At 36.7% G+C, this 17494-nt stretch carries 26 protein-coding genes; 2 read left to right on the forward strand and 24 right to left on the reverse strand.

The genetic code is table 11. From position 1 onward, the window contains the following. Genes ACN0TV_RS13885 through ACN0TV_RS13910 form a run of 6 tightly spaced genes read right to left on the reverse strand, consistent with a single transcriptional unit; the run spans position 1 to position 5036 of the window. Positions 1-621, reverse strand: coding sequence for a conjugal transfer protein TraK (locus ACN0TV_RS13885; protein ID WP_168817360.1), 621 nt, complete (start codon positions 619-621; stop codon positions 1-3). A 22-nt stretch (positions 622-643) separates the two neighbouring features. Continuing rightward, positions 644-1483: a hypothetical protein gene (locus tag ACN0TV_RS13890; protein WP_168817361.1), complete on the reverse strand. Its 840-nt coding sequence runs from the start codon at positions 1481-1483 to the stop codon at positions 644-646. Further along, positions 1483-2064, reverse strand: a complete 582-nt coding sequence (locus ACN0TV_RS13895; protein WP_168817362.1) for a conjugal transfer protein — start codon at positions 2062-2064, stop codon at positions 1483-1485. The genes ACN0TV_RS13890 and ACN0TV_RS13895 overlap by 1 nt, the downstream gene beginning before the upstream one ends. Positions 2065-2075: 11 nt before the next feature. Then, positions 2076-4478 carry a TraG family conjugative transposon ATPase gene (locus ACN0TV_RS13900; RefSeq protein WP_417363518.1) on the reverse strand — a complete coding sequence of 801 codons (2403 nt, stop codon included), beginning with the start codon at positions 4476-4478 and terminating at the stop codon, positions 2076-2078. After that, a complete protein-coding gene (locus ACN0TV_RS13905; protein ID WP_417363519.1) occupies positions 4465-4749 on the reverse strand; it encodes a hypothetical protein in 285 nt (94 codons plus the stop codon). Before ACN0TV_RS13905 ends, ACN0TV_RS13900 begins: the two co-directional genes overlap by 14 nt. Further along, on the reverse strand, positions 4749-5036 hold the full coding sequence (locus tag ACN0TV_RS13910; RefSeq protein WP_417363520.1) for a hypothetical protein: 288 nt from the start codon (positions 5034-5036) through the stop codon (positions 4749-4751). Before ACN0TV_RS13910 ends, ACN0TV_RS13905 begins: the two co-directional genes overlap by 1 nt. A 166-nt stretch (positions 5037-5202) precedes the next feature. Between ACN0TV_RS13910 and ACN0TV_RS13915 the strand changes: the two genes are divergently transcribed. Beyond that, positions 5203-5868 carry an N-acetylmuramoyl-L-alanine amidase family protein gene (locus ACN0TV_RS13915; protein WP_417363521.1) on the forward strand — a complete coding sequence of 222 codons (666 nt, stop codon included), beginning with the start codon at positions 5203-5205 and terminating at the stop codon, positions 5866-5868. 191 nt (positions 5869-6059) lie between these two features. Continuing rightward, positions 6060-6491 (forward strand): hypothetical protein, encoded by a 432-nt coding sequence (locus ACN0TV_RS13920; protein ID WP_417363522.1) that lies wholly within the window; start codon positions 6060-6062, stop codon positions 6489-6491. On the opposite strand, the gene ACN0TV_RS13925 is transcribed toward ACN0TV_RS13920, so the two are convergent. From ACN0TV_RS13925 to ACN0TV_RS14010, 18 genes are all read right to left on the reverse strand, one after another. Continuing rightward, entirely contained in the window at positions 6488-7150 is a 663-nt protein-coding gene (locus ACN0TV_RS13925; protein ID WP_417363523.1) for an ATPase, read from the reverse strand. The two genes, ACN0TV_RS13920 and ACN0TV_RS13925, sit on opposite strands and share 4 nt — an antisense overlap. Then, positions 7147-7353: a hypothetical protein gene (locus tag ACN0TV_RS13930; protein WP_417363524.1), complete on the reverse strand. Its 207-nt coding sequence runs from the start codon at positions 7351-7353 to the stop codon at positions 7147-7149. Before ACN0TV_RS13930 ends, ACN0TV_RS13925 begins: the two co-directional genes overlap by 4 nt. 93 nt (positions 7354-7446) lie before the next feature. Continuing rightward, positions 7447-7833 carry a hypothetical protein gene (locus ACN0TV_RS13935; protein WP_417363525.1) on the reverse strand — a complete coding sequence of 129 codons (387 nt, stop codon included), beginning with the start codon at positions 7831-7833 and terminating at the stop codon, positions 7447-7449. A gap of 6 nt (positions 7834-7839) precedes the next feature. Then, entirely contained in the window at positions 7840-8118 is a 279-nt protein-coding gene (locus tag ACN0TV_RS13940) for a helix-turn-helix domain-containing protein (protein ID WP_417363526.1), read from the reverse strand. A 275-nt stretch (positions 8119-8393) separates the two neighbouring features. Next, the gene (locus ACN0TV_RS13945) at positions 8394-9245 is read right to left on the reverse strand and encodes an RteC domain-containing protein (RefSeq protein WP_417363527.1); all 852 of its coding nucleotides are present in this window, start codon (positions 9243-9245) and stop codon (positions 8394-8396) included. 506 nt (positions 9246-9751) lie between these two features. Continuing rightward, positions 9752-11713 carry a heavy metal translocating P-type ATPase gene (locus ACN0TV_RS13950; RefSeq protein WP_417363528.1) on the reverse strand — a complete coding sequence of 654 codons (1962 nt, stop codon included), beginning with the start codon at positions 11711-11713 and terminating at the stop codon, positions 9752-9754. A 146-nt stretch (positions 11714-11859) separates the two neighbouring features. Then, positions 11860-12288 (reverse strand): hypothetical protein, encoded by a 429-nt coding sequence (locus ACN0TV_RS13955; protein WP_417363529.1) that lies wholly within the window; start codon positions 12286-12288, stop codon positions 11860-11862. Positions 12289-12457: 169 nt separating this feature from the next. Next, entirely contained in the window at positions 12458-12724 is a 267-nt protein-coding gene (locus ACN0TV_RS13960) for a hypothetical protein (protein WP_417363530.1), read from the reverse strand. 25 nt (positions 12725-12749) lie between these two features. Then, a complete protein-coding gene (locus tag ACN0TV_RS13965) occupies positions 12750-13109 on the reverse strand; it encodes an STAS/SEC14 domain-containing protein (RefSeq protein ID WP_417363531.1) in 360 nt (119 codons plus the stop codon). Between the two features lie 23 nt (positions 13110-13132). Next, complete coding sequence (locus ACN0TV_RS13970) at positions 13133-13309, reverse strand: hypothetical protein (protein WP_417363532.1); 177 nt, start codon at positions 13307-13309, stop codon at positions 13133-13135. Between the two features lie 9 nt (positions 13310-13318). Next, complete coding sequence (locus ACN0TV_RS13975) at positions 13319-14032, reverse strand: APC family permease (protein WP_417363533.1); 714 nt, start codon at positions 14030-14032, stop codon at positions 13319-13321. A 4-nt stretch (positions 14033-14036) separates the two neighbouring features. Further along, positions 14037-14636, reverse strand: a complete 600-nt coding sequence (locus ACN0TV_RS13980) for an APC family permease (RefSeq protein WP_417363534.1) — start codon at positions 14634-14636, stop codon at positions 14037-14039. Between the two features lie 18 nt (positions 14637-14654). Continuing rightward, positions 14655-14840, reverse strand: coding sequence for a hypothetical protein (locus ACN0TV_RS13985; RefSeq protein WP_008992763.1), 186 nt, complete (start codon positions 14838-14840; stop codon positions 14655-14657). 3 nt (positions 14841-14843) lie between these two features. Then, positions 14844-15041 (reverse strand): hypothetical protein, encoded by a 198-nt coding sequence (locus tag ACN0TV_RS13990; RefSeq protein WP_008992764.1) that lies wholly within the window; start codon positions 15039-15041, stop codon positions 14844-14846. Between the two features lie 45 nt (positions 15042-15086). Next, complete coding sequence (locus ACN0TV_RS13995; protein ID WP_040460578.1) at positions 15087-15878, reverse strand: cation transporter; 792 nt, start codon at positions 15876-15878, stop codon at positions 15087-15089. Further along, positions 15875-16123 carry a hypothetical protein gene (locus tag ACN0TV_RS14000; protein WP_040460583.1) on the reverse strand — a complete coding sequence of 83 codons (249 nt, stop codon included), beginning with the start codon at positions 16121-16123 and terminating at the stop codon, positions 15875-15877. The genes ACN0TV_RS13995 and ACN0TV_RS14000 overlap by 4 nt, the downstream gene beginning before the upstream one ends. Before the next feature lie 2 nt (positions 16124-16125). Beyond that, complete coding sequence (locus ACN0TV_RS14005) at positions 16126-16563, reverse strand: Fur family transcriptional regulator (RefSeq protein ID WP_008992767.1); 438 nt, start codon at positions 16561-16563, stop codon at positions 16126-16128. Between the two features lie 37 nt (positions 16564-16600). Continuing rightward, on the reverse strand, positions 16601-17494 hold an 894-nt coding region (locus ACN0TV_RS14010; protein WP_417363535.1), incomplete at its 5' end, for an HAD-IC family P-type ATPase.

A 17494-nucleotide genomic window follows, 5' to 3' on the forward strand; every position in this document is an offset into this window, starting at 1 on the left:
TTATGGGCTTTCATAATTTTCTAATTTTCGTAATGTGTTTTCAAAAAAGTTGGTAATCAACAATCCGTGGGTATTATTAGGAAAGTTCCTGTCAACGTGAATCAAATTTCCTGTTGTGGTCAATTCATAAGTGTCGGTTACCGACCCTCGGTTGATTTCAAAAATGGTTTTCGTTTCAAATTTGTAGGGCTCGTTTTGAATATCAACTTTGGATTCGATATTCAATACTTTTTGAACCAGCGAATATTGCAACAAACGGTTATAAACACCATCGGCTTTTTTCTGTCGGTACAAAGCATCTACTGAACTATTGCCCAACCAGAGGGCTTTTTCCAAATTCTTTTCATAATTGCTGGCATCTATGTTATAGAAATAGGTATGGAATAATTCCAATTGTGCCAAGACTTCAACTTTTAAATTCTCCTGTTGAGATACCAGTTTGAGCGGAATAACGCTTCCATCCGTATTTACCACAAAGGCATTGTTAACCGTTTCTTTATGTAGTTTTATGACCATCAAAACGGAAATGATGCACGTGAGTACTGCTCCGATAACAACCGTTAATACGATAAAGCGATTGAGTTTTAAGATGTTATAAATGTTTTTATATGGTGTTTTCATTTAATTATTGATTTATGCTTTATCAGCCTGTAAAGAGCCTGAAAGTGAACGAAGTCGCCCGTTTGTACAGTTTGAATTTCAGCAGCACAATAAATCCAATAGACCCTAATTGTAAAAGCGGTGCGAAAAAATTACTGCCCCAATCTGTACCAAATAAATCGCTCCAGAAATTGGTGTTGATTTCGGTATAAAGATTATTCACGAAAATATTGACCAGAAAGAAGGCAGGCACTAACATATATACACCAGCGTAAAGTTTGAAAAAGTTGTAGGCCAACGACCTGAATTTTTCAAAAACCGCCAAGCTGATGACCAAAGGGAAAAAGGCTTGCATTATGCCCAGCAAAAAGAATCGCTCTGCAAGGAATAATGGGTAGATAAACAAATCCAAAAGCCACAGAAATATTCCGACAATAAAGGATAGTATCTTTAAACCATATAAAGGTGTAACCAGTGCTTCGTAGAGCATTGCCATTGCTTTAGTGGCGGCATCCCAAGCACTTACATCCTGTTCGATGTCAATATCTTGCATCTGCAACGGAAGAAGTGCGGGTGCCGTGTCCCGATATTGGTTTTCAATGGCCACCAAAATAGTGTCGAAAACACCCAATACCTGTGTGGAAAAAATCACTAAAATTACTATTGCAAAGTTTTTGGCCAACTCCGCAGGTGTTAATCCCCAAGTGTAGCCCTCATTGTTGGCAACGCCTTCATTGTATTTTTTTAGGATGTTGATGAGAAAGAACAATATGGCAAGGGTCTTCATCCCCGCAATAGTGTATTGCGAGAAATCACTATTTTTTATCGTTTGAAAAATAGTGTCCACATATTCTAACCCTATGCCTAAAAAAATACCTGACATTAGTAATTGGTTTCTCGATTATTGATTTTGTGCTGCATTTCCCGAAATTGAATAATCTCCCGATAGCGTCTGGTTTTCGCCTCAATTTCCGCTACCATTTCCTTGGATTCCAATTCCTTTTCTTTGAGTACTTCGGCTCGTTCGGCATCGGTCATCTTCATATTGTCGCTGGACAGGATTTGGTCGATATATTCCATACCTGCCATAGAATTTTCAAGGATGGCATCAAAAGAACCTGAAATACGAGTTACTTCATCTGGTTTGATAAAAGGGGAATTGAGTATTTCCCGTAAATCATCTTGAACCACATCATACAAGCGTTGGTTATTTCTTGCCAATTCCCTGACCGCTTTAAGTTGTTTGATGACATCGTTGACCTTATCGATATTTTCCTTTTGCGTTTTAAGGAATTTTACCGTCTTCATTAAATTGGCGGTCTGTTTACCGGATTCCAACAATGATTTTACAAAAGAGATAAAGTTTGTGTTGTCATACACAGGCATCCCCTGGGCCGAAGCGTTACTTCCAATTAGCACTATAAATAGTGCGGATAACATTAGCTTTTTAATTGTCTGTCTCATAATTTTTGTTTTTAAGAATTAATAAATATTTTAATGGCTTGCTCCATATTATTATGCTTTTCATAGAGCTTCATTATTTCTTCGCTCTCTCGTCCATCAGTTAAGTAGGCAGCAAAGACTTCTGGTGGTACTTCCAATCGGAAAATGTTGCTTTCCTTTCCAATTTTGATAAACATTTCGGTATATTTTCTTGTTCCTGTAAGGTTGTTCCGAATGGATTTTAACTGGTTTAAATCGTGACTGGAAAGGTTGAGCCTGCTTTTTAATTCGGCATAGCCTTTTTCATTGCGAAGGCTGTATATGACCTGTGTGTTTTCCAGAATACTTGCCGATGTTGAATTAGTAGGCAACTGGTTTATGGATTGCAGTATAATCCCAATTGCTCCATTCTGTTTTCTAATGGCTTGGTAGTAGAATTCTACACTTTCGAGTACATTTCCGAATTTGAGCTGTTTGGCAAACTCGTCGAATAGGATGATTCCCCTTTCGACTTTATTTCTCCAAATGGTTCTTTGAATGGCAGATTTAATCAACTTCAACATTACGGAAAGGATTTCCTTATTGTCCTTAACTTCATCCAGTTCAAACACAATCAACCTTTTATCCTCAATTTTGTAGATCTGGTCTTCGCTTACATTGAACAGGAAGCTGTACAAGCCATCATCCACATATTCAGAGAGAATGTGTAAAAAATCGTAGATGTTGAAATGCTGTTCCTGAATGTGTAGGGCTTCTAAAATGCTGTCCTTTTTGGTATCAACGAACTGGTATAAATTTTCCAAAGAATGTGTACAACCAACATTCTGTAGATAGTAGTAACGAAGCACTTTTTTGACTGCCACTTCTTCAGCCTTGGTAGTTTCCTTTCCTGAAGCTAAAAGTTCCAAAAGGAAGATTGCTAAATCTTCTAACCGCTCTGGTGTCAAATCATTGACATCAGAGATATAAAATGGATTGATACCCAAGTTTTTTCCTTGCTCGTAGCGAAGGATTATATGGTCGTTTGGATAGAGCTTGGCGAATTTTGAATATGAACCACCTAAATCAATAATAACCAGTCGGACGCCGACCTCGAAGTACTGCCGTAGAATATTGTTCGCCAAAAAAGATTTTCCCTCTCCCGTAGGTGCGAAAATGGCAAAGTTTCGAGCTTTGATGCGTTTCTTTTTTTCATCCCAAACATCCTTTAATACAGGAATGTTATGTTGCCTATCATTAAAGATGACACCTGTGGCATCTGACTGATAATTGGTGTTGTTGATATACAGGCAAAGGGCGTGTTTTAAATCGGTTACAAATAAATCTTCATTTGAAAAGTTGGAAGCAAAACAGCAGTATGAGTTTAAAAAATATTGCTTTCGTTCTTCGCCTTTTGGGTAATAAGGCACTATATCCAGTTCCTTGAACTCGGTTTTTATCTTTGAAGCAATTCTTTCTAATTGTACTTCATCCTTATCCCAGAATATAATATTTAGATGTCCTCGAATGATTCTTGAACTATCATCCTCATTGATTTTGGCAACAATTTCTTCAATCTTCTTTAAGATGACTTTGTTCTGTGTTCCAAAATTGGAACTCTTTTTGAGTTCCTCGATTTTCTTGTCAAGCAGTTTTCGCCACTTATGTTTATCATCCAAATAAATAATTTGGTTGACAATATGGTTTTCATTCAGATTCAGACCCAATCCGTCAATAAATCCCTGGTGGAATACAAAATCGTCCGAAGTGAATTTATCATTGGTCTTGCTACTCTGAACCACATCGCCAAAACACAGTTCGCTATTAACTGCCAGCACATCAAAATGATGGTCGCCAATTACAATATTTGATTTTTTCAATTGGATATCAGTATCAAAACCCTCGTTGAACCCATTGAAATAAGCATTGGTCAATGATAGTATTTTATCAATGCCCAAAGGTGTTAATGAAATCTTTCGGCTATTGTTTACAAAAGAAACAGCATCGTTTACCGAAGCGATAAATTCCTGTACGTTGTGGTCCATTTGCTTGTGGATGCCCTTTTCGACTTTACGGAACGGGTTAACGAACTTCGGTGCGTTCAAAGCTTTATTGTGTGGAAGGATAAAGAATAGGTAAGATGAATTCTTTATGAATTCCCTATTTTTAAAGTAATCGTGAGTGGCACGTTGCAAAAAGCTTTTTTTCGGAAGTTCTTCGGCTAAATATGCCGATTTCTGATAAATGTCCTGTTTATGGATAACCGTTGCAACAGGCAATGATTTAAACGCCTGAAACCACGAACCGTGGATGTCCTCAAAATCTTTTTCCGCAAGGGAATAGATTTCGGGATTATCTACTTGATAGCCTAACACCACGTTGCCATTATTCGCAAAAACGATATGGTCTTGAATATCCAGAATGGGATGATATGCCGATAGGTTAATCTTCTTCATAATATAAACGACTTCCTTTTTTATTGCTGATAGTTTGTGGGAATACTTTTTTGATGTGCATCAAAGCAGGATTCTTGGTTATGTGGGTCAAAGCGATATACAATACACCGTTCAGTAGAAATACTGAAATGATAACAATAAAGCTGAAAGAAAAGATGATGAACAGTAATGAGCCTATAACAACGGTCATCATTAAAGCGAACAATGATATGGGCAGACCCATTATCACGGCTCGCTTGCGTATGTTTTTATACACTTCAAACCTTTTCATTAGACTACGATGCTAATGAGATAAGTAAAGATGCCTACTACTGCTCCCGCAATCAATACAAAGACCAATACGCGGGTAATCCCTTTTTTTAAATCAGCATTTTCTCCAAAAAAATGTCCGGCATTAAATAGAAAGCCAATTAAGAAGATAACGCCCAAAATAATGGGGAAAATGGTACGGATGGTATCGGAAACATCGTTTACAGAATCTTCGATACCTCCAATTTGTGCAAAAGTTGTACTTGAAATAAGTAATGATAAGATGGTTACATAATGTAATTTTTTCATAATCAAAGTCATTTAGATTTTACGTCAATTTTGATATTTGAAAAATAGTGTATATTGCTATACAAATAACTGATAATCAGTGAATTGTGAATAAAATATTTTTTGAAATGATTTGTTTTTATTTGATGCGAATTGGTATCAAATTTTATGAAAATTGGAAAGTACTATGTTGATAACTCTAAAATTTTGGAAGTGGGTAACGCCCAAAAACGTCAGTTTTGTGATTTTGATGTTACATTTCTGTGTGATTTTCGGTCAACAAAAAGTGATTGTTATAGACCCTGGACACGGTGGAAAAGATACTGGTGCAATCGGAAAAAATAAGGTTCAAGAAAAGGATGTAGTGTTGAAAATTGCCAAAGAAATTATAAGGCTAAATGAAACCCTTTTGAATGATAAATTTGATATGTATTCGACCAGATACAAGGACACTTTAATTTCTTTATCTGATAGAAGTCGATTGGCTAAAAGCTTGAACGCTCACGTATATGTCTCGTTACATTGCAATGCCTCAAATCCTTCTTCAAAAGGAATGGATGTTTATGTACATAAGTCCAATACTAATGAAGAAAATTTAAAAAAATCTATTGCGATGGGATTGTCTATTTTGAAAGAAAGCACCCCGAAATTGGGCTTTAAAAAACGAGCTATCCAATTTGCAAATTTTCAAGTGCTTCGTGAGAATATAGTATTTCGCCCTACAATACTCATTGAAATGGGCTTTGTTACCAATAGCGATGAAGCGGACTATTTTTTGAAGCCTAAAAATATAGGAGCAATGGCGTTGGCCATTTTAATGGGATTGTATAACTATTTAAATTATGTATTATGAAAGAATTGTTTATTGAGATTGTAAAGAGTTTGAGGGAAATAATTTTCTCTTTTTTTAAAGAAGCCTTTGTTTTTTTAAAATCTTTTGCTAAAAAATAACCTTCGCGTTTTTGTATTTAAAACCTAAATTTTTCAAGCATCTTCCGTAAATTTAATGTACTGATTACATTAATATTTTTGACAAATCAGAAAATGAGAACACTTGCAATTTTCTTTTTAAACGTCATCCAAAACACCTTGGGAATAACCTTTGGTTGGTTACTTAAACCTAAAACCAAACGGAATTCATACAAGGCTTTATCTGATGTAGAAAAGGTAAAATATCTTGAAAAAAGAAGGCAATATAAAGGCTACAAAAGGCAATGGCTGTATTTTAGATGTAGAGAGGAAGGATTATTGGAAACTTACCACAAGTTGTTCAAAACAGAAGTTGATGAACAAGATTCCGGAATTAAATTCAGCTTCGGTAAATACCAAGGGGAATTTGTCGAAGATATTTGGGAATCTGATAGGGAATATATCAATTGGCTGTCCCGACAAAAATGGTTAGCTCAATACTTGGACGAAAGCGATATGATTCACGAATTGCTTCATTTAGAGGAAGAAAACCAAAGCCAGGGTTAATCTCTTTTATCACGACTGCTCTTATCAAAGGCAATCAAGTTGAACAATTGTCGCATTCTTGAACGCACTCGATTCCCGTAACGTTCCTCCAATTCTTTAGCATTTAAATTTGTGGTTGCGTGTGTCTTGATTTTGTGGCCCAAAAATAAATCGTAACGGGAAAGAATGATTTCTCCCATTACATTACAATCTTTACCAAAATGCCTTCCAGTTGGTTCTACACCTAAATCATCAAAACAATAAAACCTCTTATCGCCATAATTTTCAATAATGGTGTAACCAATATTGTTAAAGGCAAATGCAATGTTCCGTGTGGGTATAACTTCATACGATTTTTGATGTGGCACAATATGGCGTAACAGCTTCATTAAACTGGTCTTTCCGCAACCAACAGGACCGGAAAGTAAAATGCCTTTGTCGATGTCGATATTTAGCTTTTTGCAATTAGCTTCGTCCCTGATAAAATAATTACAGAGCTTGAATATAATATCACGGTCTTCTTCAAAAATTTTGAATTTCTTGCCAAAAAGTAGTTTTCCTTTGGCATTGAGATAAATGAGCATTTTATCAAAATCATAAAGCATTTGATTGTCTTTCAGTTCTCCCAAGGTGTATTGAACGCTACCCTCGGTAATGATATGTGGTTTGTGGGGATTCATAAGGGTTCATTATAATTTTTGTTGGAACTCGTCTTTAGGTTGTCCGTATTTTGGCTAACCGCAACCATCGTTTTTTCTTCTTTGAGTTCGTCCGCTTTTAACATCCAGTTGCGGGCTGTGGCGTGCCAATCGACAATTTTTGTTCTGCCACCTACTTTCCAACCAATACCTTGGTAGTGGTTGTAAAACTTTTTGGCTTCCAATTCTGGCCAATTTTCTTTTTCAAAAAAATCAATGACTTCATTTTCATTTTTTGGCTGGTCAAGTTTAGTATCATTTGTATTGTTTTTTCCTGTTTATATATGTTTGTTTATAGATACCACCGCTTGTCCATTGCTTGTCCCGATATTGGTACGACTTGGGTACAGAGCTTGTCCATCACTTGTCCCAAAATTGAACATCTTGATTCGACTACCTTTAAACGGATTGTGTGAGGGCTCGTATAATAAGTATTTCCAATGGCTTAATTCTTTGATGCAACGATGGTAAGTAGTTTTTGACCCAATCTTTGAAAACCGCATCGCTTCTTCTCGATTGATATAGAATTCCATAGGAAAGTGATAGTTGTTCCACAACTGAAATAACGCCACGTACAAACTTATGTGCGTGGGATTTAAACGACCGTCTTTTGAGAATTGTAAGAATACAGCGTTTAGGTGCTTAATGTAATTGACCTGCTCCAAAACGATTTAAAATTTGTTATGAACTTTGTTATTTTCCATTACGCTAATTATTTCTTCGTAATCGTAATAGAGTACACCCCCTACTTTGGTGTAGGGCAATGTGCCATTAATTCTTAAATTCTGTAACGTGCCAGAAGAGATTCCCAAAAGCTTTTTTACTTCAGGGGATTTTAGCCACCTCTTGGTAATATGACCAGATTGGCTATTGAGTAGTTCTTTAATATCATCGAGCAGTTCCATTTTGAAATCTCGAAGGTCGTCTGTGGTAATAATACTTGTGGGCATAATAGAACGGATTAAAAGAAAGGGACTACCGTTTTGCTTTCATCTAAAATGATAGCCCCTGACCTGATTTGACTTTCGTTCTACAAAATTGGGGTAGTTTGATGGATTTTATTCACAAGTTATGGCTACTTGGGTGTTTTTTTTCTCTCATTTTCAATGTAATACAATATAGGGTTTTGGTACTTTCCAAAAAAAATACCCTATCTAAAAACCACTAAATAAAATGAGATTTTCCTCAAAACGAGAAACACCCAAGTTGAAGCATCTTGGGTGTTTTATTTTACGTTATCACTATCATCCATCCGTTTGGTCAACTGCTTTTTCAGTATATCCAAAAATTTGGTTCTGCCATTTTTACGCATCCGTATTTCCAGAAAAGCTCTGTAATAATCGCCCAAGTCCACTTTAAATGTTTTTTCAACAAAATAGGCAATATCTTTAATGTCAACAGTACCATTATTAATGACATCTGTACTGTGCAAAGCGTATATCAGTTCAATTAAATATATTTTGTGGGCTGTCCAGGTAATTTTGGTTTTACTTTGTAACAATCTTAAACTTGCATAATTTCCATTATTCTCCAATTTATCAATTTCCCGTTTTAAGTGTACAATCAAAAGGTCGTAGGCTAAAATTGTGGCCACGGTACTATCGTGGCTTGTTGCAAATTCTTCATCAACAAAAAAGTGAAATGAGTCTGGGAACAACCGAATATCTGCCTTGCCTCTTAAAAAATATTGCTCATCAAATACAGTAGCTTCCCTGCGGTAATAATGGTAAAAATCAAGATTGTCGTTAAAGTAGGTTTGAAGTTTCTCAATATAATTGTTCAAATACTTTACTTGCGATTTATTGCTTCCCCTGGGTCTTTTACTTTCAATGTTAAATAATTTTACGTAATAAATAAGTTTGCTATAAATTTTTGGTTTAGTACATTTAAAGAAATGAATTTCCTCTAATTTGGTTTCAAATTCATAATCAACTACGATACTTCTAACTGATTTAAGGGTCTGTTTTGCAAGTTTAATCCCTTTTTCAGCTTTGAGTAAAATATCTTGTTCTTCTATTTCAAGAATATCTAATTTATTGTCTAATTTTTTTAATATATCGTCGTAATTTGTCGTCATTCATTCTGGGTATCATTATTTTCACTTCATCTTCTGCAATAGCGTTGCATTTAAAATTGTAATTAATTAAATAGATATAAAGTACTTTAGGAATTGCAAGAACAGTACAAAGAAGATTAACACAATAACAACGATTAGAATACTAATCCAAATTATTTTATCTTTTTTGGTAATACTATTTTTTAAAGAGGGTACTTTATTGCTTTTTTTATTTCGTCTATTCCGTCTATTTTCCGACATAGAATATCATTTTTACTATATATCAATCATTTCCACTTCAATTTTTGTAGCCACACAAACCACTTGGAATATTATATCCTCTTAATTCATTAATGCTTATGAATATGTCCTTTGAGCACAAAAAAGTAAAGCAGAAATGCGGCTATTACCATAAGGATTATCATAAGAATACCCTTCACTTTATCTCTTTTTGTGATGTCGGTATTCGATGATTTCCGATTTTTTTTCTTTCTTCTATTTCTTCTATTTTGAGACATTCTTTTATACTATTTCCAATTCATCTTCTGCAATCTAACCGCATTTAAAATTGCCAACAAAGCCACACCAACGTCTGCAAAAACAGCTTCCCACATTGTGGCCAGACCGCCTGCACCCAATACAAGTACCACAGCTTTTACTCCAAAAGCAAGCGCAATATTTTGATATACAATACGTCTGGTCGAACGACCAATTTTAATAGCTTTTGCAATTTTGCTCGGTTGGTCTGTTTGGATAATGACATCTGCGGTCTCTATCGCCACATCGCTGCCCAAACCACCCATTGCAATGCCAACATCGCTCACTGCCAAAACCGGTGCATCGTTGATGCCATCGCCTATAAAGGCTACTTTAGTATTAAATTGTTTTTTCAAATGCTCAACTTCGTTGAGCTTATCTTCTGGCAACAATCCGCCTTTTGCCCAATCAACGCCCATTTCTTTTGCCACTTGTTGGGTTATGGAATCCTTGTCTCCAGAAAGCATTATAATTTTGGAAATACCGGATTCTCTAATTTGTTTGATGGCTTCGTGGGCATCTTTTTTCAATTCGTCTGCAATGATGACATAGCCAGCGAATTTGCTTTCAATGGAAACCATCACAATGGATTCTACAATGTTGTCGGTTTCAGATGGAACTTCGATATTATTTGAAGTCATCAATGGTTTATTCCCAACTAAAACAGTTTTGCCATTGACCGTTCCCTTTAATCCTTTTCCTGCAACTTCAGTTACTTTGGTTGCCTGAAAATCTTCGCCATCAGCTTTGTATTCCATTATGGCCTTGGCAATGGGATGTGTTGATTGTTCTTCCATCGCCATCAGGTATTTCATCATTTCGGCTTCGCTCAATGACCCATTATTTACGACGACATTTTTAATTTTGAAAACACCTTTGGTCACAGTTCCGGTTTTGTCCATTACAACCGTGGTTACTTTTGTCATTTCGTCCAAAAAGGATGCGCCCTTAAAGAGAATACCATTTTTGGATGCTGCTCCCAATCCACCAAAATAGCCCAACGGAATAGAGATTACCAAAGCACACGGGCAGGAAATGACCAAGAATATCAATGCCCTGTATAACCAATCACTAAACACGTATTCATCCACAAAAAAGTAAGGTAAAAATGTTAACCCAATCGCCAAGAACACAACAATAGGCGTATAAATTCTTGCAAATTTTCTAATAAACAATTCTGTTTTCGATTTACGTGCCGTGGCATTCTGAACCATTTCGAGGATTCGTGCAATAGAACTGTCCTTAAATTCTTTGGTGGTTTCTATTTCAATTACACCGTCCAAATTTATGCTTCCTGCAAATACTTTTTCTCCCTTTGCAATGGTATCGGGTTTACTTTCGCCCGTTAAAGCCGCTGTATTGAACGAGCCTTTTTCAGAAAGTAAAATACCATCCAAAGGGATTTTTTCGCCCACACGAACTTGTACTTTTTCGCCAATGGCAACGGTTTCGGGATTTACAGAAACATAATTTTTGTTCCTATAGACCAAGGCTTCATTAGGTCGTACATCCAGTAATGCCTTGATGCTTCCCTTGGCTTTTTTAACCGCGGCACTTTGGAACAATTCGCCCACGGCATAAAATAGCATCACGGCAACACCTTCAGGATATTCGCCAATGGCGAATGCCCCTATTGTGGCAATTGACATCAAAAGAAATTCCGTAAAGAAATCTCCTTTTTTAATACTTTCCCAGCCTTCAATTATAACTGGAAATCCAACAGGAATATAGGCCATAACATACCAAACAATCCGTATCCATTCGGAAAAATGCGGGAAAATCTCCAGATAATCAACGATAATTCCAGTTATCAGCATTACAAAGCTGAATGTAGCGGGCAAATAAATTTTAAAAGTACTTGCGTTGTCATTACTGTTTTGGCTACCATCATTGCCAATGCAACAATTTTCGCTGTCATTTATATGCTGTGAATTTTGCTTTTTCTTTTTCATTTATTGAAATTATAATTTTATTTAAATTCGCAGTTATTCCAATCTCAACACCAATTGCTCAAACTGCACCTCTATGGTATCATCGATACCCTCTATTAAGGAATCCAAACCAGTATTTGGAACCAAAACCTGCCCTCTGGCACTTATTAAACAAGAAGTAGTTGTGCCTTGGTCAAAATGGGTAGGGTAGTTTTAAAAACTGATTTATAGGTTTTGTCTTTGTACGTAACCGTTACCAACCAATTAAAAGTAATTGGGTCGTGCCGTTTTGTTAAAAAATCTTCAGATGGAATAGTCCCTGTAAAGCGCAGCATAAGAGGTTCTTCTTCCTCTTGTAAAACGGAATTGATTTCTGGAATATCCGTAGATAAGGTTTTTAGGTCAAGTACACCATTAACCACTTTGGAATCATAATCAAGATATAAGGCCAATTTATGGCTTTCTGCCTTGATGGGTTTCTCATCAACCAAAGTCATCATCATAATATGACCTTCTTCAGTGGTATAAACTTTTTGGGCGTTTACCTTATAATAACTAACCAACAGGATTATTAAAAAACAATGTTTAACATTCATAATATCCATCTTTAATTGTATAATTAAAAAAAGCAGCTTCTACTTTTGCTTTTAATGCTATTAATCTTTTTGCTTTAAAAAAGCATCATAAAAGCTGCCTGCTATTAATTAAGTTTTCACTTAACTAATTTAAATAAGAAATTTCGCTCTTTCCTATAACGATTTACCGCTACTTGTTATCTGTATCCTTTTCTCTTTTACCGAAATAATAAATCAGCGCAACACTTGCGCCTAATAAACCAAACAGCGTGTTCTCAAAAATTTGATTCCCATTGATATTTAAAATTTCAATGAAATTATTTATTAAATATTGCCACCAATTAATTTCATAATTCTGGCTGCTAAACGTGAAAATTGTTATCCCAAAAGGTTGAAGGATAAAAACACCTACTGCAAACCCAATTAAAATGGTAATAAGAATGTTTTTTTTATTCATCGTTTGTCTTTTACGGTTATAAACTTTACTGGCTTTCAATCCAACTTTTGGCCTCTTCCTTTTGGTCTAAATTGAAATACTTAATATCGGCGTTGGTAAAAGGTTTCATAAATTGGGTTATCCAATTCTGCCATTTTTTATCTCCTACCATTGCTATTTTTTCATAGTCCGTGGCGTGGGCTGTATCCATTTTCAGGTCTTCCCATAAACCAGGTAAATCCCAACCCGTAAAGTTGACCATCTCAAAATACCAACGGACTTTCATTCCCTTGTCCAGTATGGCGTGGATAAGTGGATGGATTTTTTCTATATCTTCATTTCTCAATTTCCCCGAAGCTTTTGTTGCAACAATATTTTTTTCTTTTAATTCGATTATCTGTAACATTTTATATAGTTTTTAAATAATAATTATCCTTCTAAATCATAAAACCATTCTTCTGCTCTTGTAATGCCTTCTTGTATGGCTTCTTTTTCTGAAATTTCTTTTTCTTGCACAAGTGTTTTGGCAATTTCAAGCGCTTTTTCACGAACCGTAGGATTAAGTTTATCGAGTTCAGTTTTAAAATCTTCAAACATCCAGTCCATAGCAAATAATTAATGGTTAAACAATTCCTTTTCTTTTTCAGGGTCTATTTCATTTTTTGACTTTTTGTCTAAAAAATAATCCAAGATAATGCCCACTACAATAGCTCCCACAAATGCTGCATATACTTGCCACTCATATTGAATTACCAAAGACAAGCTAATGAGTATCGCCAAAATGGGTAAAATCGGCACTCGTCCTATAGCCAAAGGAACTTTAAATGGTCGTTCTTGCTCTGGTGCTTTAAACCGAAGCACGATAAGTGCGACATTTACGGCTACAAACACAAGCAGTGCGCCTAAAGAAGACATACCCGCTACAATTTTAATATCGCCCAATAGCAAAAAACAAGCGACCGCAGCCATAACCACAAATGTGGTTACCCAAGGTACTTTTTGTGCATTTACTTTAGTCATAAATTTTGGAAGTTCGCCTACGCTTGCCATTCCGAACAACAACCTACTTATGGAAATAATACCGCTAAAAGCAGCATTGGCCGTGGCAAAGAGAGCGGCAACTGCCAAAACAATCGGCAGCCAATCATTAAGGTTGGATGCCGCCAAAGACAATGGCGAATCTACCTTTGAAATAGCTAAAGGGTCAGCAATGTTGAGTACAGTAAATGAGATAAGCAAATAGAAGATGGTGGTAATTACCATTGTCAATAAAAAGGCACGAGGAATCGTCTTTCCTGGATTTTTAACCTCTGAACCTAACGATGCCATATGCTCAAAAACCTGTATAGACAAAAAACAAAGTCGCCGTGGCCGCAAGTGTCCCAGAGAATGAGTTGATTTGAAAAATTTCAGCTTTTGGCAAGCCTGTTTCTTTAAGGCCTATAAAGATAAGAATGAGCAAACCCAACAATTGGATACTGACCATTATAATATTAGCAGTAGATGATTTCTTTATACCTGTAATACTTATCAAAGCAAGCAATAACAATACACCATAGCTTATCAATAATCCCGGTACTTCAAAAAACGTATTGAAATACCCCGAAAAGGCAAGTAACACGGCTGCAATGGTGGCCGAACTATGAAACGCAATCGTCCAACCCGTGAGAAAAGACGGAATATCAATTTTTGGAAATGCCTTGCGTACAAAAATAAATTCCGCACCAGCATTGGGGTAGGTAGAGGACAATTCTGCATACGACATTGCAGAGACACTGGCCGCAATTGCTGCAAAAATGAAACTCAACCAAAGGTCTGTGCCCGCTTGTCCAGCAGCTGCACCGATTACGGTATAGATTCCTGCACCCACAATAGTACCCACACCATAAAAAGTGAGTCGAAGGGTACCTAATGATTTTTTTAATTCTGCCATAATACTATTAGTAATTTATTATCCATTTTTATCTAAATTTCTTTTTTCCATCTCTGCCTTTACGATTCCACGCTCTAAAGCTTCATCTTTTGAGCATTTTTTATCCACGTATAAATCCCTTGCATATTTTAATGCTACTGCTCTAATATTTTCATCCAGCACATTAAGTCTCTCCTGATAATCCTTAAATAAATCCTCCTTCATTTTTTAAAATAGTTTTATAACAAAAAACACCATAGCCACTTCAGGGCTCGCATTTACAAGAGCGAGGAATGCAACCCCTGCCGAAGCGGTAAGCCCCCATTGTTTACGCAGCATCTTTAAAGGTGTCAACAGTTTGTCCGCACCCCAATGTGCCGCCCAAGCTGCCAATCCTAATACTACTACCCAAAGCCAAATATTCATTTTTATTATTGATTTATTTTTTTCTATTTCAAGGTTTACTTAAAGCTACTTCGACAATTTTAAAATTCTTATTGCACCACGCATCACAAACGTGAAAACGATGCCGCCAATTACTAAATCGGGCCATTTACTATTCAGAAAATAAACCAGTATCCCTGCTGCTATAACACCACCGTTAACAATGATATCATTGGACGTAAAAATGGCACTTGCCTGCATATGGGCTTCTTTGCTCTTGGTTTTGTTGATAAGCCAGAGCGATATCAAATTACCTACCAATGCGAAAATCGAAACGATAATCATCCATTGGAACAAAGGTGTTTCGGTATCGCTGAAAAACCTTCGCAAAACCTCTACAAACCCAAGTGTTGCCAATGCCATCTGAAAGTATCCGCTGAATTTTGCGACCTTCTTTTTTCTGGAAATGGCACCGCCTACCGCGAATAGGCTTAGCGCATATACGATGGAATCTGCCAGCATATCCAACGAATCTGCTATAAGTCCCATTGAGCCAGATATCCAACCAGTGGTCATTTCGATAACGAAAAAGCCAAAGTTGATGCCCAAGACCCACCAAAGGATTCTTTTTTGTTTGGATTGGTCTTCCATTACGGGTGGTTCGGCTTCTGTGGTTCCCTCAAAGGAATCCCCAAGTTTTAAGCTCGCTATAGACATTTGTATCGCCTTGATATCGTCCACGTGATATACTTCCAATTTTCTGTTGGGAATATCAAAGTCCAAATATTTTACTTCGGCATAAGACTCCAACTTCATCCGAATCATCTGCTCTTCTGAAGGGCAGTCCATTTTACTGATTTTAAAAGTGCTCTTGTTCATTTATATACTACTGAATTAATTGTCCTCAAGTGCTTCATTTGTTTATGCGACTCTATATACCTTTCCAAGAGTGACTTCAGGTTATCCAAATAGTCCACGAACGAGTTGACCGAAATCTCGGGTGTTTCGCAATCAGGAATGGTAATAGGGTTTTCATCGAGATATTGGTATAGTTCAGGATAGTCCTGTTCAATTCTCAAAGTTAATTCGTTAATTTCCTTGGTCAATTGCTGAAGCTTTTTCATCCTTATTGTTTTTTCCTGCATTTTTCACATATTCCTTTCAAAACCAAGTTCACATCGTTCACTTCATAATCATCTGGCAAGCTATCTTCCGATATTTTATTTGGTAAACAGATTGTTTTCCTACAAACGGTACAATGAAAGTGCATATGTAAATCTGTACCGTATTTACCTTTGGCATTTTCATCAGAAATCGCATATTTTGACACCCCGACACCATCATTAATCTGATGAATCAACCCTTTATCCTCAAAAATCTTTAGATTGCGATAAAAGGTCGTTCTGTTGGCTGTTTTATTGGTTTCGCTCTTTTGAACAAAGGCTTTTTTTAAATCGGAAAAGGACACTGCACTTTGTTTCCTTTTCAGGAACTTGTATATCTTCGACCTCATTTGAGTAGGGCGAATACCGTGATATGATAATATTTTTTCCGTTTTGGTCATTTTAACCTTGATTCAAAAGCAACCCTTTTTATTAAATTTATTTTTTATAGGCCAAAAGTCTTAACGCATTAAAAACCACAAGTAACGTTGAGCCTTCGTGGATGACCACTGCAATACCGATATTGGCCCAACCCATAATGGTCGATGGGATAAGCAATGCCACAATACCGAGGCTTACCCAAAGGTTTTGCTTAATAATGGTCTTTGCCTTCCTGCTCAAACCTATGGCAAAGGGCAGGGTTTCCAGTTTATCGGCCATTAGGGCAATGTCAGCTGTTTCCAATGCTACATCACTGCCCGCAGCACCCATTGCGATCCCTACGGTGCTGTTTGCCATTGCAGGGGCATCGTTCACACCGTCGCCTACCATTGCGACTTTGGATTCCTGTTCTTTTAATTTTTTAATGGCATCTACCTTTTCCTCTGGCAACAGGCTTCCCCAGGCATCGGTCAACCCAATTTCTTTAGCAACGGCATCGGCAACCTTTTGATTATCCCCGGTTAGCATTATCATCCGTTTGATGCCGATTTCCTTTAATTTTTTCAGTGTTTCCTTGGCCGCTTCCCGTGGGGTATCCATCAGGGCGATGATACCTATATATTCTTTGTTCCTTCTTATGAGCATTGTGGTATTTCCACCACCTTCAAGTTCTTTTACTTTATTCGATATTTCTTCGGATGGTATTGCTTCATCGAGGTCTTCGTACAAGTCAAGGTTTCCAATATAGATTTTATCCTTGCCAAAGGACGCTTTGATACCTTTTCCTAGAACCGCTTCCAAATCTGACGCATCGGTAATATCAGTACCTTTCAGACGCTCTTTCCCATCCCTTACGACGGCTTTGGCCAAAGGGTGGTCGCTCAAGTTTTCAACGGCAACGGCTATCTTTAACAGTTCATTTTCTTCAATATTTCCCAGTGGTACTACTTC

Origin of the sequence: Galbibacter sp., assembly GCF_048266365.1 — a bacterium.
In the GTDB taxonomy this organism is placed as follows: domain Bacteria; phylum Bacteroidota; class Bacteroidia; order Flavobacteriales; family Flavobacteriaceae; genus Galbibacter.

What these genes read in the sequence shown, in the direction of transcription:
- ACN0TV_RS13885 (WP_168817360.1), bottom strand. Translation starts at nt 621, where the DNA reads ATGAAAACACCATATAAAAACATTTATAACATCTTAAAACTCAATCGC.
- ACN0TV_RS13890 (WP_168817361.1), bottom strand. Translation starts at nt 1,483, where the DNA reads ATGTCAGGTATTTTTTTAGGCATAGGGTTAGAATATGTGGACACTATT.
- ACN0TV_RS13895 (WP_168817362.1), bottom strand. Translation starts at nt 2,064, where the DNA reads ATGAGACAGACAATTAAAAAGCTAATGTTATCCGCACTATTTATAGTG.
- ACN0TV_RS13900 (WP_417363518.1), bottom strand. Translation starts at nt 4,478, where the DNA reads ATGAAGAAGATTAACCTATCGGCATATCATCCCATTCTGGATATTCAA.
- ACN0TV_RS13905 (WP_417363519.1), bottom strand. Translation starts at nt 4,749, where the DNA reads ATGAAAAGGTTTGAAGTGTATAAAAACATACGCAAGCGAGCCGTGATA.
- ACN0TV_RS13910 (WP_417363520.1), bottom strand. Translation starts at nt 5,036, where the DNA reads ATGAAAAAATTACATTATGTAACCATCTTATCATTACTTATTTCAAGT.
- ACN0TV_RS13915 (WP_417363521.1), top strand. Translation starts at nt 5,203, where the DNA reads ATGTTGATAACTCTAAAATTTTGGAAGTGGGTAACGCCCAAAAACGTC.
- ACN0TV_RS13920 (WP_417363522.1), top strand. Translation starts at nt 6,060, where the DNA reads ATGAGAACACTTGCAATTTTCTTTTTAAACGTCATCCAAAACACCTTG.
- ACN0TV_RS13925 (WP_417363523.1), bottom strand. Translation starts at nt 7,150, where the DNA reads ATGAATCCCCACAAACCACATATCATTACCGAGGGTAGCGTTCAATAC.
- ACN0TV_RS13940 (WP_417363526.1), bottom strand. Translation starts at nt 8,118, where the DNA reads ATGCCCACAAGTATTATTACCACAGACGACCTTCGAGATTTCAAAATG.
- ACN0TV_RS13945 (WP_417363527.1), bottom strand. Translation starts at nt 9,245, where the DNA reads ATGACGACAAATTACGACGATATATTAAAAAAATTAGACAATAAATTA.
- ACN0TV_RS13950 (WP_417363528.1), bottom strand. Translation starts at nt 11,713, where the DNA reads ATGAAAAAGAAAAAGCAAAATTCACAGCATATAAATGACAGCGAAAAT.
- ACN0TV_RS13955 (WP_417363529.1), bottom strand. Translation starts at nt 12,288, where the DNA reads ATGAATGTTAAACATTGTTTTTTAATAATCCTGTTGGTTAGTTATTAT.
- ACN0TV_RS13960 (WP_417363530.1), bottom strand. Translation starts at nt 12,724, where the DNA reads ATGAATAAAAAAAACATTCTTATTACCATTTTAATTGGGTTTGCAGTA.
- ACN0TV_RS13965 (WP_417363531.1), bottom strand. Translation starts at nt 13,109, where the DNA reads ATGTTACAGATAATCGAATTAAAAGAAAAAAATATTGTTGCAACAAAA.
- ACN0TV_RS13970 (WP_417363532.1), bottom strand. Translation starts at nt 13,309, where the DNA reads ATGGACTGGATGTTTGAAGATTTTAAAACTGAACTCGATAAACTTAAT.
- ACN0TV_RS13975 (WP_417363533.1), bottom strand. Translation starts at nt 14,032, where the DNA reads ATGGCATCGTTAGGTTCAGAGGTTAAAAATCCAGGAAAGACGATTCCT.
- ACN0TV_RS13980 (WP_417363534.1), bottom strand. Translation starts at nt 14,636, where the DNA reads ATGGCAGAATTAAAAAAATCATTAGGTACCCTTCGACTCACTTTTTAT.
- ACN0TV_RS13985 (WP_008992763.1), bottom strand. Translation starts at nt 14,840, where the DNA reads ATGAAGGAGGATTTATTTAAGGATTATCAGGAGAGACTTAATGTGCTG.
- ACN0TV_RS13990 (WP_008992764.1), bottom strand. Translation starts at nt 15,041, where the DNA reads ATGAATATTTGGCTTTGGGTAGTAGTATTAGGATTGGCAGCTTGGGCG.
- ACN0TV_RS13995 (WP_040460578.1), bottom strand. Translation starts at nt 15,878, where the DNA reads ATGAACAAGAGCACTTTTAAAATCAGTAAAATGGACTGCCCTTCAGAA.
- ACN0TV_RS14000 (WP_040460583.1), bottom strand. Translation starts at nt 16,123, where the DNA reads ATGAAAAAGCTTCAGCAATTGACCAAGGAAATTAACGAATTAACTTTG.
- ACN0TV_RS14005 (WP_008992767.1), bottom strand. Translation starts at nt 16,563, where the DNA reads ATGACCAAAACGGAAAAAATATTATCATATCACGGTATTCGCCCTACT.